General features: G+C 73.5%; 11 protein-coding genes. 3 read left to right on the top strand and 8 right to left on the bottom strand.

All coding sequences use genetic code 11. The annotated features are described in order from the left end of the window. Positions 1-3: 3 nt before the first annotated feature. From ACH45N_RS12355 to ACH45N_RS12320, 8 genes are all read right to left on the bottom strand, one after another. The gene (locus tag ACH45N_RS12355) at positions 4-888 is read right to left on the bottom strand and encodes an oxygenase MpaB family protein (protein WP_397394163.1); all 885 of its coding nucleotides are present in this window, start codon (positions 886-888) and stop codon (positions 4-6) included. 26 nt (positions 889-914) lie between these two features. Then, complete coding sequence (locus tag ACH45N_RS12350; RefSeq protein WP_397397435.1) at positions 915-1,763, bottom strand: Ppx/GppA family phosphatase; 849 nt, start codon at positions 1,761-1,763, stop codon at positions 915-917. Positions 1,764-1,878: 115 nt separating this feature from the next. Further along, positions 1,879-2,682, bottom strand: a complete 804-nt coding sequence (locus ACH45N_RS12345) for an HpcH/HpaI aldolase/citrate lyase family protein (RefSeq protein WP_397394161.1) — start codon at positions 2,680-2,682, stop codon at positions 1,879-1,881. Next, positions 2,667-3,491, bottom strand: coding sequence for a 2-oxo-hept-4-ene-1,7-dioate hydratase (hpaH, locus tag ACH45N_RS12340; protein ID WP_397394159.1), 825 nt, complete (start codon positions 3,489-3,491; stop codon positions 2,667-2,669). Before hpaH ends, ACH45N_RS12345 begins: the two co-directional genes overlap by 16 nt. Beyond that, positions 3,488-4,603: a 3,4-dihydroxyphenylacetate 2,3-dioxygenase gene (gene hpaD / locus ACH45N_RS12335; protein WP_397394157.1), complete on the bottom strand. Its 1,116-nt coding sequence runs from the start codon at positions 4,601-4,603 to the stop codon at positions 3,488-3,490. Before hpaD ends, hpaH begins: the two co-directional genes overlap by 4 nt. A 4-nt stretch (positions 4,604-4,607) precedes the next feature. Then, positions 4,608-6,128, bottom strand: a complete 1,521-nt coding sequence (gene hpaE / locus ACH45N_RS12330; RefSeq protein ID WP_397394155.1) for a 5-carboxymethyl-2-hydroxymuconate semialdehyde dehydrogenase — start codon at positions 6,126-6,128, stop codon at positions 4,608-4,610. After that, positions 6,125-6,829, bottom strand: a complete 705-nt coding sequence (locus tag ACH45N_RS12325) for a GntR family transcriptional regulator (RefSeq protein ID WP_397394153.1) — start codon at positions 6,827-6,829, stop codon at positions 6,125-6,127. Before ACH45N_RS12325 ends, hpaE begins: the two co-directional genes overlap by 4 nt. Then, the gene (locus tag ACH45N_RS12320) at positions 6,826-8,325 is read right to left on the bottom strand and encodes a fumarylacetoacetate hydrolase family protein (protein ID WP_397394151.1); all 1,500 of its coding nucleotides are present in this window, start codon (positions 8,323-8,325) and stop codon (positions 6,826-6,828) included. The genes ACH45N_RS12325 and ACH45N_RS12320 overlap by 4 nt, the downstream gene beginning before the upstream one ends. Positions 8,326-8,419: 94 nt before the next feature. Here ACH45N_RS12320 and ACH45N_RS12315 point away from each other — a divergent pair, with 94 nt between their 5' ends. From ACH45N_RS12315 to ACH45N_RS12305, 3 genes are all read left to right on the top strand, one after another. Then, a complete protein-coding gene (locus ACH45N_RS12315; RefSeq protein WP_397394149.1) occupies positions 8,420-10,321 on the top strand; it encodes an FAD-binding monooxygenase in 1,902 nt (633 codons plus the stop codon). A 180-nt stretch (positions 10,322-10,501) separates the two neighbouring features. Further along, positions 10,502-13,315, top strand: coding sequence for an immune inhibitor A domain-containing protein (locus ACH45N_RS12310; protein WP_397394147.1), 2,814 nt, complete (start codon positions 10,502-10,504; stop codon positions 13,313-13,315). A gap of 199 nt (positions 13,316-13,514) precedes the next feature. Next, the gene (locus ACH45N_RS12305; protein ID WP_397394145.1) at positions 13,515-15,179 is read left to right on the top strand and encodes a thiamine pyrophosphate-binding protein; all 1,665 of its coding nucleotides are present in this window, start codon (positions 13,515-13,517) and stop codon (positions 15,177-15,179) included. The last annotated feature ends 91 nt before the right edge of the window (positions 15,180-15,270 follow it).

The raw sequence follows: 15,270 nt of genomic DNA, 5'->3' as shown, positions 1-15,270 counted from the left end.
CCCTCAGGCTACTGAGGCCCAGCGCTCCCGGCCTCCGGCGGAGCCCAGTCCCCACCGCACGCCCCGGACCGCGAGCGCCCCGGCGGGCCTGCCGAGGGTCCGGCTGAACCAGGTCTCGACGTCCAGCTCGGCGCGCGCCCAGGCGGGCAGCAGCGCCACGGACCCGGCGGCGAGCAGGCGGTAGGGCGCGCGGGCGACCCAGGGCAGCGGCGGCTCGCGCAGCAGGAAGTGCGCGGTGTCGAGCGCCTCGGGCGTGGCGACCAGCTCGGCGCGGTAGGACCGCAGGCACTCGGCCAGCTCGGCGACCGTCTCCGGGACCACCTCCGCCCCGAGCGCGCGGGCCACCCGGCCGGACTGGGCCACGTACTCGTCCGCCTCGGCGGGGCTCAGCGGCCGTTCGCCGTAGCGCTGGTGGGCGGCCAGGAACGAGTCGGCCTCGGCCACGTGCACCCAGGTGAGCAGGTGGGGGTCGTTCGCGCGGTAGGGGCGCCCGTCGGGTGCCCGGCCCCGCACGCGGTCGTGGACGGCGCGCACACGGTCGACCATCTCCTGGGCGTGCTCGGTGGTGGCGAACGTGGTGGTCGCCAGGAACGTGGAGGTGCGGGCCAGCCGCCCCCACGGGTCGCCGCGGTAGCCGGAGTGGCCGGCCACCCCCGCCATCGCGAGCGGGTGCAGCGACTGGAGCAGGAGCGCCCGGAGCCCGCCCGCGAACGTCGCCGAGTCGGCGTGCACGAGGCGGATCGGGCTGCCGGGCGGGAACCAGCGCGGGCCGGGGGTCAGGTGGATGCGGTCGCGCGCCTCGAACCCGTGGGGCCCGGCCACCTTCGTGAAGAGGGCGTTCCCCACCCGGGCACGCAGGCGTTCGACGGGACTCGTGACGACGGGCATGCCGCCAGTATCCGCCCGGAAGGGCGTCAGCCCGCCGCGAGGTGCGGCATGAGGTCCAGCCGCTCCAGGATCACGCCCTCGCGCAGCGCCCAGGGGCAGATCTCCAGCTCCGGCAGGTCGAACACGTCCATGCACGCCTCCGCGACCAGCGCGCCGGGCACGATCTGGTGCGAACGGCTCGGCGAGACGCCGGGCAGCCCGGCCAGGTCGGCGGGCGCGGTCCGGACCAGCTCGTCCATCCGGGCGCGCAGGTCGTCGAGCCGCAGCGTTCGCGGCACGAGCGGCCCGTCCCCCGCGGGCGCGGCGCCGCAGATCCGGGCGAGCGACCGGAAGGTCTTCGAGGTCGCGGCCGCGCGGTCGGGGCGGCCGGAGCGCAGCAGGTCGCCGGCGTGGCGTGCGATGTCGGCACGCAGGTCCCGGCGCAGGGCGCGCAGCGCGTCGTCGTCCGGCCCGGCGCCGTCGGGCGCGGCGCCGAAGTGCGTGCGGGCCAGGCGCGCCGCCCCGAGCGGGAGCGACCACGCGGCGTCGGGAGCCTCGTCGGCGCCGCCGGCGATCTCCAGGGAGCCGCCGCCGATGTCGAAGACGGCGAGCCGCCCGGCCGACCAGCCGAACCACCGGCGCACCGCGAGGAAGGTGAGCCGGGCCTCGTCCGCGCCGCTGAGCACCTCCAGGAGCACGCCGGTGCGCTCCTGCACGGTCCGCAGCACGTCCTCGGCGTTCACCGACTCGCGCACGGCGGACGTCGCGAACGCCAGCGTCTCGGCGCAGCCCCGGTCCTCCGCGACGCGCACGGCCTGCGCCGTGAACTCCACGAGGGCCTCGACGCCCGCCGGGCCGACGGCGCCGGCGGCGTCCAGGTGCTCCGCGAGCCGCAGCGGCTACTTGTACGACGACGCGGGCAGCGGCGCGGCGCCGCCGTGGGCGTCGACCACCAGCAGGTGACCCGTGTTGGAACCGATGTCGAGGACGCCCAGACGCATGGTCCGAACGCTACCCGGCGGTGCCGGCCGGAGGATCGGCGGTCCACCGGTCCGCGAGCGCCTCCGCACCGCGGGCCAGGAGGGCGACGTCGGCCCCGACGAGCACGAAGGAGGCGCCGTCGTCCAGGTAGGCCTGGGCGACGGCGGGGTCGAAGGCGTTGACGCCCACGGGCTTGCCCACGCTGCGCACGGCCTCGAACGTGCGGTGCACCGCGGCGGTGACGGCGGGGTGCGTCTGCTGCCCGAGCACGCCCATCGACGCGGCCAGGTCGGACGGGCCGACGAAGACGCCGTCCACCCCGTCGACGCCGGCGATGTGCGCCGCGTTCTCGACCCCGGTGACGGACTCGACCTGGACGAACAGCGACACGTGGCGTTCGGCCTCGGCCAGGTAGTCCGGGACCCGGTTCCAGCGGCCGCCGCGGGACAGGGCGCTGCCGACGCCGCGCACGCCGCGCGGCGGGTAGCGGACGGCCCGGACCACGTCGTGGGCCTGCTCGGCGGTGTCGACCATGGGCACCAGCACGTTCTGCGCGCCGAGGTCGAGGAGCTGCTTGAGCACCACGGGGTCGCCCGACGGCGCCCGGACCACCGGGGTGACCGGGTACGGGGCGACCGCCTGGAGCAGGGCCGTGGTGGTCTCCAGGCCGATCGGCGAGTGCTCGCCGTCGATCAGCAGCCAGTCCAGGCCGCCGCCCGCGCAGATCTCGGCCACCACGGGGCTGCCGGAGCACACCCACATGCCGGCCAACGGGCGGCCGGCGGCCTCGATGCGGTCCCGGAACGTGGGCGGGAGGGTCAGACGAATCGGCACGAGACGGTCCCCAGCTCTCGGTAGTCGGCCAGCACCGTGTCCCCCGGCTCCACCCACATCGGCCGTGTGAAGGAGCCGGCCAGGACGATCTCGCCGGGTTCCAGCGCCGCGCCGTGCCGGGCGAGCTTGTTGGCGAGCCAGGCGACGCCGGCCGCGGGGTGGTTCAGCACGGCGGCGGCGACGCCCGACTCCTCGATGACCTCGTTGCGGTACAGCAGCGCGGCGACCCAGCGCAGGTCGGTCTCCCCGACCCTGACCGGGTTGCCGCCGTAGACCATGCCGCCCATCGCGGCGTTGTCGCTGATCGTGTCGACGATGGTGCGGCCGGCCAGCTCGATGCGCGAGGACAGGATCTCCAGCGCGGGCACCACGTACTCGGTGGCCCGCAGCACGTCGAAGACCGTGGCGTCCGGCCCGGCGACGCGCTGGTTCAGCACGAAGGCGAGCTCCACCTCGACGCGCACGTTCGAGAACCGGGAGTGCTCGACGACCGCGCCGTTCTCGAACACCATGTCGGCGAAGATCGCGCCGTAGTCCGGCTCGGTGATGCCGGTGGCCGCCTGCATGACCTTCGACGTGAGCCCGATCTTGTGGCCCACCGGGCGGCGTCCGGCCTCGATGCCGCGCCGCCGCCAGGTGTTCTGCACGGCGTAGGAGTCCTCGATGGTCATCCCGGGGTACCGCGCCGTCAGGAGCGGGACGGTGGCGCGCTCGGCGTCGGCGCGAGCCAGCTCGTCGGCGATCGCGGTGACCGTCGCGTCGTCGAGCGTGCGGCCGTCTGCCGCGGCGCCCGGCTCCGGGCCCGTCACAGCTGGTGCCCCAGCTTGTACTCGCCCTGCTTCCACGACGGCAGCACGTCGGCGTCGTCCTCCGCGCGGGCGGCGTCCTCCGGGCGCGTGTACGAGAACCCGTCCGCGCCGATGGTCACGGCCATCTCGGACGTGTCGGTGCGGGCGACGACGGGCTGCGGGTGCCCGTCCAGGTCCAGCACGGGCGACGCCTCGGTGTACCAGGACGGCACCACCGGGTTGCCCCACCAGTCGCGGCGCTGGTTGTCGTGCACGTCCCAGGTGACCACGGGGTTGTCGGGGTCGCCCGTCCAGTAGTCCTGCGTGTAGATCTCCACGCGGTGCCCGTCGGGGTCGCGCAGGTACAGGTAGAACGCGTTGGACACGCCGTGCCGGCCCGGGCCGCGCTCGATGCGGTCGCTCAGGCGCAGGGCGCCGAGCTTGTCGCAGATCGCGATGATGTTGTGCTTCTCGTGCGTCGCGAAGGCGACGTGGTGCATCCGGGGGCCGTCCCCGCCGGTCATCGCCGTGTCGTGCACCGTGGGCTTGCGGCGCAGCCACGCGGCGTAGGTGGTGCCCTCGGCGTCCTGGATGTCCTCGGTGACGCGGAAGCCCAGGTCCTCCATGAACTTCACCGCGCGCGGCACGTCCGGGGTGACCTGGTTGAAGTGGTCCAGCCGCACCAGCGCGCCCGGGGTGTGCAGGTCGTACCGCCACGCGAGCCGCTCGACATGCTGCACGTCGTAGAAGAACTCGTACGGGAACCCGAGGGGGTCGATCACGCGCACCGAGTCGCCGACGCCGCGCGTGAAGCCCTCCGGCGCGCGCCGCACCTCGCAGCCGAGCTCGGTGTAGAACGCGACGGCGCGGTCCAGCTCCTGGGGGCTGCGCACCCGGTAGGAGAAGGCGGCGACGGCGGCCACCGGGCCCTGGCGCAGCACCAGGTTGTGGTGGATGAACTCCTCGATGCTGCGCAGGTACACCGCCCCGGCGTCCTCCTCGGTGACCACCAGGCCGAGCACGTCGACGTAGAAGTTCCGGGAGGCGGCCAGGTCGGTGACCACGAGCTCCATGTACGCGCAGCGCAGGATGTCCGGCGGGGGCGCCAACGGGGTGGGGATGGCATGGGTCATCGCGTCAGGCTCCCTTGCCGAACGTGGGGTGGTGCGCCGCGCCGAGCGTGACGTGCACGGCCTGCTGGTGGGTGTAGAAGTCGATCGAGCGGTAGCCGCCCTCGTGCCCGAGGCCGGAGGCCTTGACCCCGCCGAACGGCGTGCGCAGGTCGCGCACGTTGTTCGAGTTGAGCCAGACCATGCCCGCCTCGATCGCCTGGCTGAAGGTGTGCGCGCGGCGCAGGTCGTTGGTCCACACGTAGGCGGCCAGCCCGTACCGCACGCCGTTGGCCAGCGCGAGCGCCTCCTCGTCGGTGTCGAACGGCGTGATCGCGACGACGGGGCCGAAGATCTCCTCCTGGAAGATCCGGGCCGACGGCGGCACGTCCGCGAAGACGGTCGGCGCCACGTAGTTGCCGGTCTCCAGGCCCTCCGGACGCCCGCCGCCGGCGACGAGCCGGCCCTCGCCCTTGCCGATCTCCACGTAGCCCATCACCTTGGCGAAGTGCTCGGGGTGCACCAGCGCGCCCACCTCGGTGGCCGGGTCGTGCGGGTCGCCCACCACCACGCGCTTGGCCTGGTCCGCGTACCGCTCGACGAACTCGTCGTAGACGGCGCGCTCCACGAGGATGCGGCTGCCCGCGGTGCAGCGCTCGCCGTTGAGCGAGAAGACGCCGAAGATCGTCGCGTCGATCGCGGCGTCCAGGTCGGCGTCGGCGAAGACGACGGCCGGCGACTTGCCGCCCAGCTCCATCGACAGGCCCTTGAGGTACGGCGCGGCGTTGGCGAAGATCGTCTCGCCCGTGCGGCTCTCCCCGGTGAACGAGATGAGCGGCACGTCGGGGTGCTTGACCAGCGCGTCGCCCGCCTCCTCGCCCAGGCCGTTGACCAGGTTGAACACGCCCGGCGGCAGCCCAGCCTCCTCGAAGATGCCCGCCCAGAGCGAGGCCGACAGCGGCGTGAACTCGGCCGGCTTGAGCACCACCGTGTTCCCGGTGGCCAGCGCGGGCCCGAGCTTCCAGGACTCCAGCATGAACGGCGTGTTCCACGGCGTGATGAGGCCCGCGACGCCGATCGGCTTGCGGTTGACGTAGTTGAGCTGGCGGCCGGGCACCTTGAAGGCGTCGTCGGCCTGGGCCACGACCAGGTCGGCGAAGAACCGGAAGTTCTCCGCGGCCCGCCGGGCCTGGCCCAGCGCCTGGGTGATGGGCAGGCCGGAGTCGAAGCTCTCCAGCTCGGCCAGCCGCGCGTCGCGGGACTCGACGAGGTCGGCGATCCGGTGCAGCACCCGCGAGCGCTCGCGCGGCAGCATCCGGGGCCACGGCCCCTCGGTGAACGCGGTGCGCGCCGCGGCGACGGCGCGGTCGACGTCGGCGGCCTGCCCGGCGGCCGCGCGCACGTAGACCTCGTTGGACACCGGGTCGAGCACGTCGAACGTGCCGCCGTCGAGCGAGTCGACGAGCGCGCCACCGATGTAGTGCTGGATGTGGCCCGGCAGGTCGGCGGGAACGTGGCGGGTGGGCTGGTCGTTCGCTCGGTCGTTCATGGTGCCTCCGGGGTCGTTCGCGAGTCGAGGAACGCCTGCATGGTCGCCCAGCGGTGGTCGCGCGCGGCGATCTCGATCTCGAGCGGGTCTGCCTGGTCACGGATGAGGTCGAGGATGTGGGCGTGCTCGGCGACGGAGTCGTGCGCCCGCCCGGGCACGAACGCGAACGTGGAGTCGCGCAGCCCGGAGAGCTGGGCCCAGCCGCGGTGCACCATGTCGAGCAGCAGCGCGTTGGGGCACGACTCGAACAGCACCGAGTGGAACTGCCGGTTCAGGGCCGTGAACGCGTGCGGGTCGAAGTGGTCCAGCAGCGAGCGCAGCCGGTCGTTGACCTCGGCGGCCCGGTCGAGGTCCGCGGCCGAGATCGCCGGGGCCGAGAGGCCGGTCGCGGCGCCCTCGACCACGCCGAGGGCCTGCATGGCCTCGACGTAGCCCCGCTCGTCGATCATCGCGACGCGCGCCCCGACGTTGCGCTCGAACGTCACCAGGCCCTCGGCCTCCAGCCGCCGGATGGCCTCGCGGACGGGCACGACGCTCATGGCGAGCTCGTCGGCGATGGTGCGCAGCACGAGCCGGTAGCCCGGCCCGAGGTCGCGGCGCGCGATCCGGTCGCGCAGGTAGGTGTAGGCCACCTGGGACTTGCTGATCTCACCGGCGAACGCGGCCTCGACGGCCGAGCCGGCCACGCCGTCGAGCGTCATCGGGAGGCCCGCCATTCCTCGTAGCGGGCCCGCCACGTCGCGTCCGGCGGGAACAGCCCGTCGATCGGGTGGCCCGCGGCGACCTGTTGCGCCACCCAGGCGTCCTGCTCCTCCTGGGCGACGGTCGCGGCGGCGACCTCGGCGACCAGGTGCGGCGGGATGACGACGACGCCGTCGGCGTCACCCACGACGACGTCGCCGGGCAGGACCGTGGCGCCGCCGCAGGCCACGGCGACGTCGGTGTCCCAGGGCACGTGCCGGCGGCCGAGCACCGCGGGATGCGGCCCGCGGCTGAAGACGGGCAGCCCCGTGGCGGCGACGGCGTCGAAGTCACGCACGCCGCCGTCGGTGACCACGCCCGCGGCCCCGCGCACCTGGGCGCGCAGCGCGAGCACGTCGCCGAGCGTGGCCGAGCCGGTCTCGCCGCGCGCCTCGATGACGACGACCTCGCCGGGACCGACGGTGTCGAACGCGCGCTTCTGCGCGTTGTAGCCGCCGCCGTGGGAGGCGAACAGGTCCTCGCGGTGGGGCACGAAGCGCAGGGTGCGGGCGCGGCCCACGATCGTGGCGCCCGGGACGGTGGGGCGCACGCCCTCGATGATCACGTCGTCCAGGCCGCGCCGGCGGAGCTGGGCGGAGAGCCCGGCGACGGGGGCGCGGCGCAGCAGGTCGAGCAGCTCGTCGGTGAGCACGAACGGCTCGGGCTCGGGCTCCGGCTCCAGGCCCGCGGCCTCGGCGCTGCCCCAGGCGTCGGCCCGCTGGGCGTCGTCCACCTCCGGCCCCGCGCCAACCTCCGTGAACGGCACCTCGCCCTGCACCACCGTGGTGACCAGCCGGCCGGACGTCGGCGCGCCGGGCGCCGTCGGGGCGTCGACCTCGACCTCGACCACGTCTCCGGGCACCACCACGCTGGAGCCGGCGGGCGTGCCCGTCAGGATCACGTCGCCCCGCTCCAGCGTGAGGTGCTGGGACAGGTCGGCCACGATCTGCGCGAACGGGAACAGCAGCGCGTCCGGTCCGGTCGTGTCGTCCTGCACCAGGTCCCCGTTGACCCAGGTGCGCAGCCGCAGCGCCGCAGGATCCACCGCCCGCGCGTCGATCAACCCAGGCCCGAGCGGCGTGTAGCCGTCGCGCCCCTTGGAGCGCACGTTGGACCCCTTGTCGGCCCGGCGCAGGTCGTAGACGCCCAGGTCGTTCGAGGCGGTCACCGCGGCGACGTGCCCCCACGCGTCCTCGACGGACACGTGCCGGGCGGGCTCGCCGATCACCAGGGCGACCTCGCCCTCGAAGGCCAGCAGCTCGGTGCCCGCGGGCCGCTCGACCACGCCCCCGCTCACGCCGAGCGAGCTGGCCGGCTTGAGGAAGTACGAGGGGGCGGCGGGCCGTCGTCCGCGCTGGTCGGCGCGGGAGGCGTACGCGAGGTGGACGGCGACGATCTTGCCCGGCCGGCGCGCGAGCGGGCCGGCCGTGGACGTCGCCTGCGCTTCGGTTCCCATGAGCTCCCTTGCTCTCTGGTGCTTCGTATCACAGATCGTATATGGTCTGAGAGGGCCCGGCAACGTCGCCGACCACGGGCAGAACGGACGAACGATGCAGTTCCACCACCACGGCTACGTGACCGGAGACCCGAACGTCCAGCCGGCCGCCGGGTACGGGGTCGACCGGCCGGCCGAGCTGCCGGACGAGGTCGACGTGCTGATCGTCGGCAGCGGGCCCGCGGGCATGATCGCGGCGGCGCAGCTCGCGCAGTTCCCGGATCTGCGCACGCACGTCGTGGAGCGGCGGGCCGGGCGCCTGGAGATGGGCCAGGCCGACGGCATCCAGGCGCGCAGCGTCGAGACGTTCCAGGCGTTCGGCTTCGCCGAGCGGATCACCGCCGAGGCCTACCGCATCACCGAGATGGCGTTCTGGAAGCCCGACCCCGCCGACCCGCGCAACATCGCGCGCGCCGCCGTGCCGCCCGACGACCCCGACGGGATCAGCGAGTTCCCGCACCTGATCGTCAACCAGGCGCGGGTGCTCGACTACTTCGCCGAGGTGGCGGCCCGCGCGCCCGCGCGGGTGACCCCCGACTACGGCCTCGAGGTCACCGGCCTCACCGTCCCCGAGACGCCCGGCGAGCCCGTCACCGTGACCCTGCGGCACACGGCCGGGCCCCACGCGGGGGCCGAGCGCACCGTCCGCGCCCGCTACGTCGTCGGGGCCGACGGCGCGCACTCCGCCGTCCGGCAGGCGATCGGCCGCAAGCCGGTGGGCGACCGCGCCAACCACGCGTGGGGCGTGATGGACGTGCTGGCCGTCACCGACTTCCCGGACGTGCGCACCAAGTGCGCCATCCAGTCGCACGACGGCGGGTCCATCCTGCTCATCCCCCGCGAGGGCGGGTTCCTGGCCCGCTGGTACGTCGACCTCGGCGAGGTGCCGCCCGGCGAGGGCGCCCGCGTCCGCGCCACCACGCTGGACGAGATCGTCGCGCGCGCGAACCGCATCCTGCACCCCTACGCGCTGGACGTGAAGGACGTGCCCTGGCACAGCGTCTACGAGGTGGGCCACCGCGTCACCGACGGGTTCGACGACGTGCCCGCCGAGCACACCGGCACCCGCACGCCGCGGGTGTTCCTGACCGGCGACGCCTGCCACACGCACAGCGCCAAGGCCGGGCAGGGCATGAACGTGTCCATGCAGGACGGCTGGAACATCGCCTGGAAGCTGGCGCACGTGCTCACCGGTCGGGCCTCCGAGGCGCTGCTCGCCACGTACTCGGCCGAGCGGCAGGTCGTGGCCCAGGAGCTCATCGACTTCGACCGGGAGTGGTCCCGCCTCATGGCGACCCGGCCCGAGGACCTGCCCGACCCGACGTACCTCGAGGACTTCTACGTCAAGACCGCCGAGTTCCCGTGCGGGTTCATGACGCAGTACCAGCCGTCCATGATCGTGGCCGACGCCGCGCACCAGGGGCTCGCCACGGGCTTCCCGGTCGGCAAGCGGTTCAAGTCGGCCCCCGTCGAGCGCGTCGCCGAGGGCAACCCCGCGCACCTGGGCCACCACGCCCGCGCCGACGGCCGGTGGCGCGTCTACGCGTTCGCCGACGCCGCCGCGCCCGCCGAGCCCTCGGCCCTGCGCGACTGGGCGCACTGGCTGGGCACCGCGCCGGACTCGCCCCTGCTGCGGCACACCCCGGCCGACGGCGACCCGGACGCCGTGCTCGACGTCAAGGTGGTCTACCAGCAGGACCACTTCGCGGTGGAGTTCGCCGACGTGCCCGAGGTGTTCCGGCCGAAGGTCGGCCCGTTCGCCCTGGTCGACCACGAGAAGGTCTACGCGACCGACCCGGCCCACGACATCTTCGAGCTGCGCGGGATCGACCGCGGCGGCGCCGTCGTCGTGGTGCGCCCGGACCAGTACGTGGCCGCCGTCCTGCCGCTGACCGCGCGCGACGAGCTCGCCGCGTTCCTCGCCGGCGCGCTGCTGCCGAAGAATTCCCGCGGGTGAATTCCTCCCTCGATAGACGGAAAAATCAAGATTTGCTTTCTTTACCGGTCGATTTCCGGTAGGCATGCGGGCGCCGCGACTTTCCGTGGCCTTCTGCCCCTGCCGTCGCGCGACCCCTGTGGACGGCCTGATCTGGGAGAAAACATGAGAACTCCGTCACCCCGTGCCTTGCGGTGCACGATGGCCGCGATACCCGTCCTCGCACTCACCGTCGCCGGGCTCGCCGCGACCGGAGGAGCGACCACGGCGTCGGCCACCGGCAGCGACGCGCCCGCCGTCGAGAGCTCCGAGCACTACATCAACTACGCGGACGTCGCCGCACAGCCCGAGATCGACGACGACGTCGAGATCACGGCCGACGGCAGCACCGTCGTCCACCGGGCGAGGGGGAAGAACGGGGTCGGGGTGGACGCCTCCGTCCAGGCCGCCTCCGACGAGATCGACAAGAAGTTCGCCGGCGGCAACCCCACGGCGGCACGCAAGCTGGCGGAGCTCGAGAACGAGGCCGTCGTCACCGGCTCCAGTCCCAGGGACATCAAGCACTCGCGCTACAAGCGTGCTCCGCAGACCCAGGAGGCCAAGCTCCTGACGATCCTGGTCGAGTTCGACGAGAACGCGAACGACGACTTCACCGACCAGATGGTGCCCACCTACTGGGGCTCCTCGGAGTGCATGCCGGGTAACGTCCAGAACGGGCCGCTGCACAACAACATCCCGGACCCGGCCGACGCCTCGCAGCCGGACAACAACTCGATGTGGGTCGCGGACTTCTCGTCCGAGCACTTCAACAAGATGCTCTTCACCGACAGGGGCATCACCCAGCGGGTCCGCACCGACCTCCGGGGGCCGGACGGCCGGCGGGGCATCGACATCTCCGGCTACACCATGAAGAACATGTACGAGGAGATGTCGCGGGGCGCCTACACCGTCTCCGGCGAGGCCACGCCGTGGGTCACGGTGCCGCACTCCGAGGCGTACTACGGCGCCCAGCGCTGCTTCCTCAACGACGAGGGCGAGTGGGAGGCCGGCGCGTACCAGTCCATGAACGGCCACCCCGACAACCCGCTCGGGGCGGGGCAGCTCCCCATCGACGCCGTGGCGGCGCTCGCCGAGCTGCAGCCCGACTTCCCGTGGGCCGACTACGACATCGAGGACCAGTCCGACCGCGACGACGACGGCAACGTCTACGAGCCGGACGGCGTGATCGACCACGTCGTCCTCGTCCACGCGGGTGAGGACAAGTCGGGCGGCGGTGGCGAGCAGGGCACCTACGCCATCTGGGCCCACTCGTCGGCCGTCGCGGGCGGCGCCGACATCCCGGGCACCGACCTGAAGCTCTCCAACTACATCGTGCAGCCGGAGGACTCCGGCGTCGGCGTGTTCGCCCACGAGTACGGCCACGACCTGGGCCTGCCCGACCTGTACGACACGGGCAGCGGGGGCGACTCCGACGTCGACTTCTGGGACCTCATGAGCTCCGGCTCGCACGCGGGCCCCATCTTCCAGTCGATGCCCACGCACATGGGCATCTGGGACAAGTGGGTGCTGGGCTGGGTGGACCCGGTCGAGGTGAACCCGGGAGACGACCGGACCACGATCAAGGTGGGCCAGGCCTCCCGCCCGCTGAAGGGCACCGAGGACGGCGTCAAGGTCAACCTGCCGGACAAGGAGATCACCCTGGGCACGCCGCACAGCGGCGAGAACATGTGGTACTCCGGCGCCGACCAGGACTGGGCCGACGCGCGGCTCTCCCGCACCGTCGAGGTCCCCGACGATGCCACGTTCTCCTTCTGGGCCGACTACGTGATCGAGGCCGACTGGGACTACGGCTACGTCGAGGTCTCCACCGACGGTGGCGACACCTGGGCGGAGCAGAAGGTCTACGACGACGCCGGCGCCGAGGTCACCACCCCGGACGGGTACGCGGACCCGAACGGCCGCATGGCCGACTTCGGCGACAAGAGGTACGGCCTGACCGGCACCAGCGAGGGCTGGGCCCACCTCAACGTGGACCTGTCCGCCTTCGCCGGGACCACGGTCGACGTCCGCCTGCGGTACGCCACGGACGCGGCCTTCCAGGAGCGCGGCTGGTTCTCCGACGACTTCGAGCTCACGAGCGGTGACACCGTCGTGTGGAGCGACGACGTGGAGACGACCGACCCGGGCTGGACCGCCGAGGCGACGACGTTCGTCGACACCACCGGTGTGGGCTGGCAGACCACGTCCGGCTCGTCGGTCCAGGCGCAGTACTACCTGGTCGAGTGGCGCAACCTGGACGGCTTCGACAAGGGCCTGAGGTACGCGTACGACTCCACGTACGCGGCACCGCAGACCGACGCGTGGAAGGTCGAGAAGGTCGCGTACAACGCGCCCGGCATGCTCGTCTGGTACCGGGACACCACGTACGGCAACGCCAACCTGGTGCTGAGCAACCTCTCCGCGCTCCCGAGCACGGGGCCGAAGGGCGGTCTGCTGCTGGTGGACAGCCACTTCGACCCGCTGCGCCGCGACGACTCGGCCACGCCGGACACCTCCGCGCTGAAGAACGTCCCGTCCCGCGCGCAGTCGTCGAACGTGGCGTTCGGGCTCCGGCCGACGTACCCGTTCACCGAGTGCATCACCGGTGCGGACACCACCCAGGAGTTCTGCACGGACTTCGGGGCCCAGGCACCCGTGCGCACGTTCACCGACGACGCCGGCTGGTACCCCGGCCTCGAGCTGAACGACAACGGCAGCCTGTACTACCGCGACAACGACGCGTCGGCAGTCGTGCCGTCCGTCGGCAACTCGCCCTACACGGTGCGGATGGTCGACGAGCGCGGACAGCTCCTGCCGGAGCTGTTCGGGCAGGACTTCGGCATCGGCGCCGTCACGGGCACCGGGGACCCGGAGGACGACGGCGTCGGCTACGGCACCGTGATCCACCTCAAGAAGGCCCTGCAGGACAACACCTCGGCCCTCATCCAGGTCACGCCGCCGCTCTCGGGGCGGTGACACCCGCCGTCCTGAGCCGGTGACCCCGACGCGGGGTCACCGGCTCAGGGCGGCAGATATACTCAAGACCGTCAAGGCGGGCACCATCGGCAACACCGCCTGCGCTCGAAAAAGGGGCGCGCGACGGGTCCCTGGCCGGGCCCGCACGGGACACATACGGACCGCACCACTCATCCGTCACTGTTTCCCTGGAGGCCCCGTGCCCACCGTTTCCGCACACGTCGCCCGTACCGTCGCCCGCCACGTCGACCACGTCTTCGGGGTCATGGGCAACGGCAACGCCTGGTTCCTCGACGCCCTGGAGCGCTCGACCACGGCGCGGTTCACCGCCGTCCGCCACGAGGCCGGCGGCGTGGTCGCGGCCGACGCCCACTTCCGCGCGTCGGGCCGCATCGCCGCCGCCACCGCCACCTACGGCGCGGGCTTCACCAACGCGCTGACCGCGCTCGCCGAGGCAGCCCAGGCCCGTGTACCGCTGGTGCTCCTGACGGGTGACGAGCCGACGTCGGGCCCGCGCCCGTGGGACGTGGACCAGATCGCCCTGGCGGCCGCCGTCGGCGCGCGCACCTATACGGTGGGCCGCGCGGACGCCGCCGCCACCAGCGTGATCGCCATCGAGCACTCCCTGACCTACCGGGTGCCCGTGGTGCTGGCCATCCCCTACGACGTCGCCGCGCTGGACGCCGGGCCGATCCCCGACGCGCCCGAGCCGGTGCTCCCCCGGCCGCTCGCCCCCGCCGGACCGTTCGACGCCGCCGCCATCACCGACCTCGCCCGGCACCTGTCCGAGGCCGAGCGCCCGCTGCTGCTCGCGGGCCGCGGCGCCTGGCTCGCCGGGGCGGGCGGCGCGCTCGGCGAGCTCGCCGAGACCACCGGTGCGCTGACCACCACCACGGCGCTCGGCCGCGGCGTCTTCCCCGACGGCCGGTACGACCTCGGCGTCGCGGGCGGCTTCGGCGCCCACGACGCCATGGAGCTCGTGCGCCAGGCCGACGTCGCCGTGGTGCTCGGCGCGTCGCTGAACCAGTTCACCATGCGGTTCGGCGAGCTGTTCGCGCCCGGCACGCGTGTGGTCCAGGTGGACATCGCGCCCGCCGCCACGCACCGGCACGTCGGCGGGTTCGTCCGGGGCGACGCCGCCCTCGTGGCCCGCGCCCTGGTGGACGAGCTGCACGCCCTGGGCGCCAAGCCCTCCGGCTGGCGCGAGACGGTCGACGTCGCCGGCGCCCGCACCTACGAGACCGGCCCAGCGGACGGGATCGCGCCCGACGGGCGCCTCGACCCCCGCACCGTCGCGCACCGCCTCGCGGGCCTGCTGCCCGCCGACCGCGTGGTCGTCTCCGACGGCGGGCACTTCATCGGCTGGGCGAACATGTACTGGCCCGTCGCCGCCCCCGACCGCATGGTCATGGTCGGCACCGCCTACCAGTCCATCGGGCTGGGCTTCCCCAGCGTCGCCGGCGCCGCCGCGGCCCGGCCCGACGCCGCCGTCGTGCTCACCACCGGCGACGGCGGCGGGCTCATGGCGCTGGCCGACCTGGAGACCGCCGTGCGCACCGCGCGCGGCCGCGGCCTCGCCGTCGTCTGGAACGACGCCGCGTACGGCGCCGAGGTGCACGTGTACGGGCGGCAGGGCATCACCGAGGAGCCGATGCTCATCCCCGAGGCCGACTTCGCGGCGCTCGCCGGGGCCGTCGGCGCCGAGGGTGTGGTCGTGCGCTCGCTGGCCGACCTCGACCGGGTCGCGGCCTGGGCCGCGGAGCCCGTCACCGACCGCAGCTTCCTGCTCCTGGACTGCCGCGTGTCGGGGTCCGTCGTCGCGCCGTACCAGGAGGAGATCCTGGCCGCGAACCGCGCCCGCTGACCGCCTGACCTCAGGAAACGGGACCAAGGTCCCGTCCGCGCGGGGCGGGCGACTCTGCCGCGTTGCACCGCCCGGCGGGAGGGTGGAGACA

It is taken from the genome of Promicromonospora sp. NPDC019610 (assembly GCF_044389365.1).
Classification (GTDB): domain Bacteria; phylum Actinomycetota; class Actinomycetes; order Actinomycetales; family Cellulomonadaceae; genus Promicromonospora.
The sequence above is the reverse complement of the archived record's forward strand: the minus strand, read 5'-3'. Positions and strand labels throughout refer to the sequence as shown.

Coding starts and splice junctions, on each gene's coding strand:
- hpaD (WP_397394157.1), bottom strand. CDS start 4,603: ATGACCCATGCCATCCCCACCCCGTTGGCGCCCCCGCCGGACATCCTG.
- ACH45N_RS12325 (WP_397394153.1), bottom strand. CDS start 6,829: ATGACGCTCGACGGCGTGGCCGGCTCGGCCGTCGAGGCCGCGTTCGCC.
- ACH45N_RS12315 (WP_397394149.1), top strand. CDS start 8,420: ATGCAGTTCCACCACCACGGCTACGTGACCGGAGACCCGAACGTCCAG.
- ACH45N_RS12355 (WP_397394163.1), bottom strand. CDS start 888: ATGCCCGTCGTCACGAGTCCCGTCGAACGCCTGCGTGCCCGGGTGGGG.
- ACH45N_RS12320 (WP_397394151.1), bottom strand. CDS start 8,325: ATGGGAACCGAAGCGCAGGCGACGTCCACGGCCGGCCCGCTCGCGCGC.
- hpaE (WP_397394155.1), bottom strand. CDS start 6,128: ATGAACGACCGAGCGAACGACCAGCCCACCCGCCACGTTCCCGCCGAC.
- ACH45N_RS12310 (WP_397394147.1), top strand. CDS start 10,502: ATGGCCGCGATACCCGTCCTCGCACTCACCGTCGCCGGGCTCGCCGCG.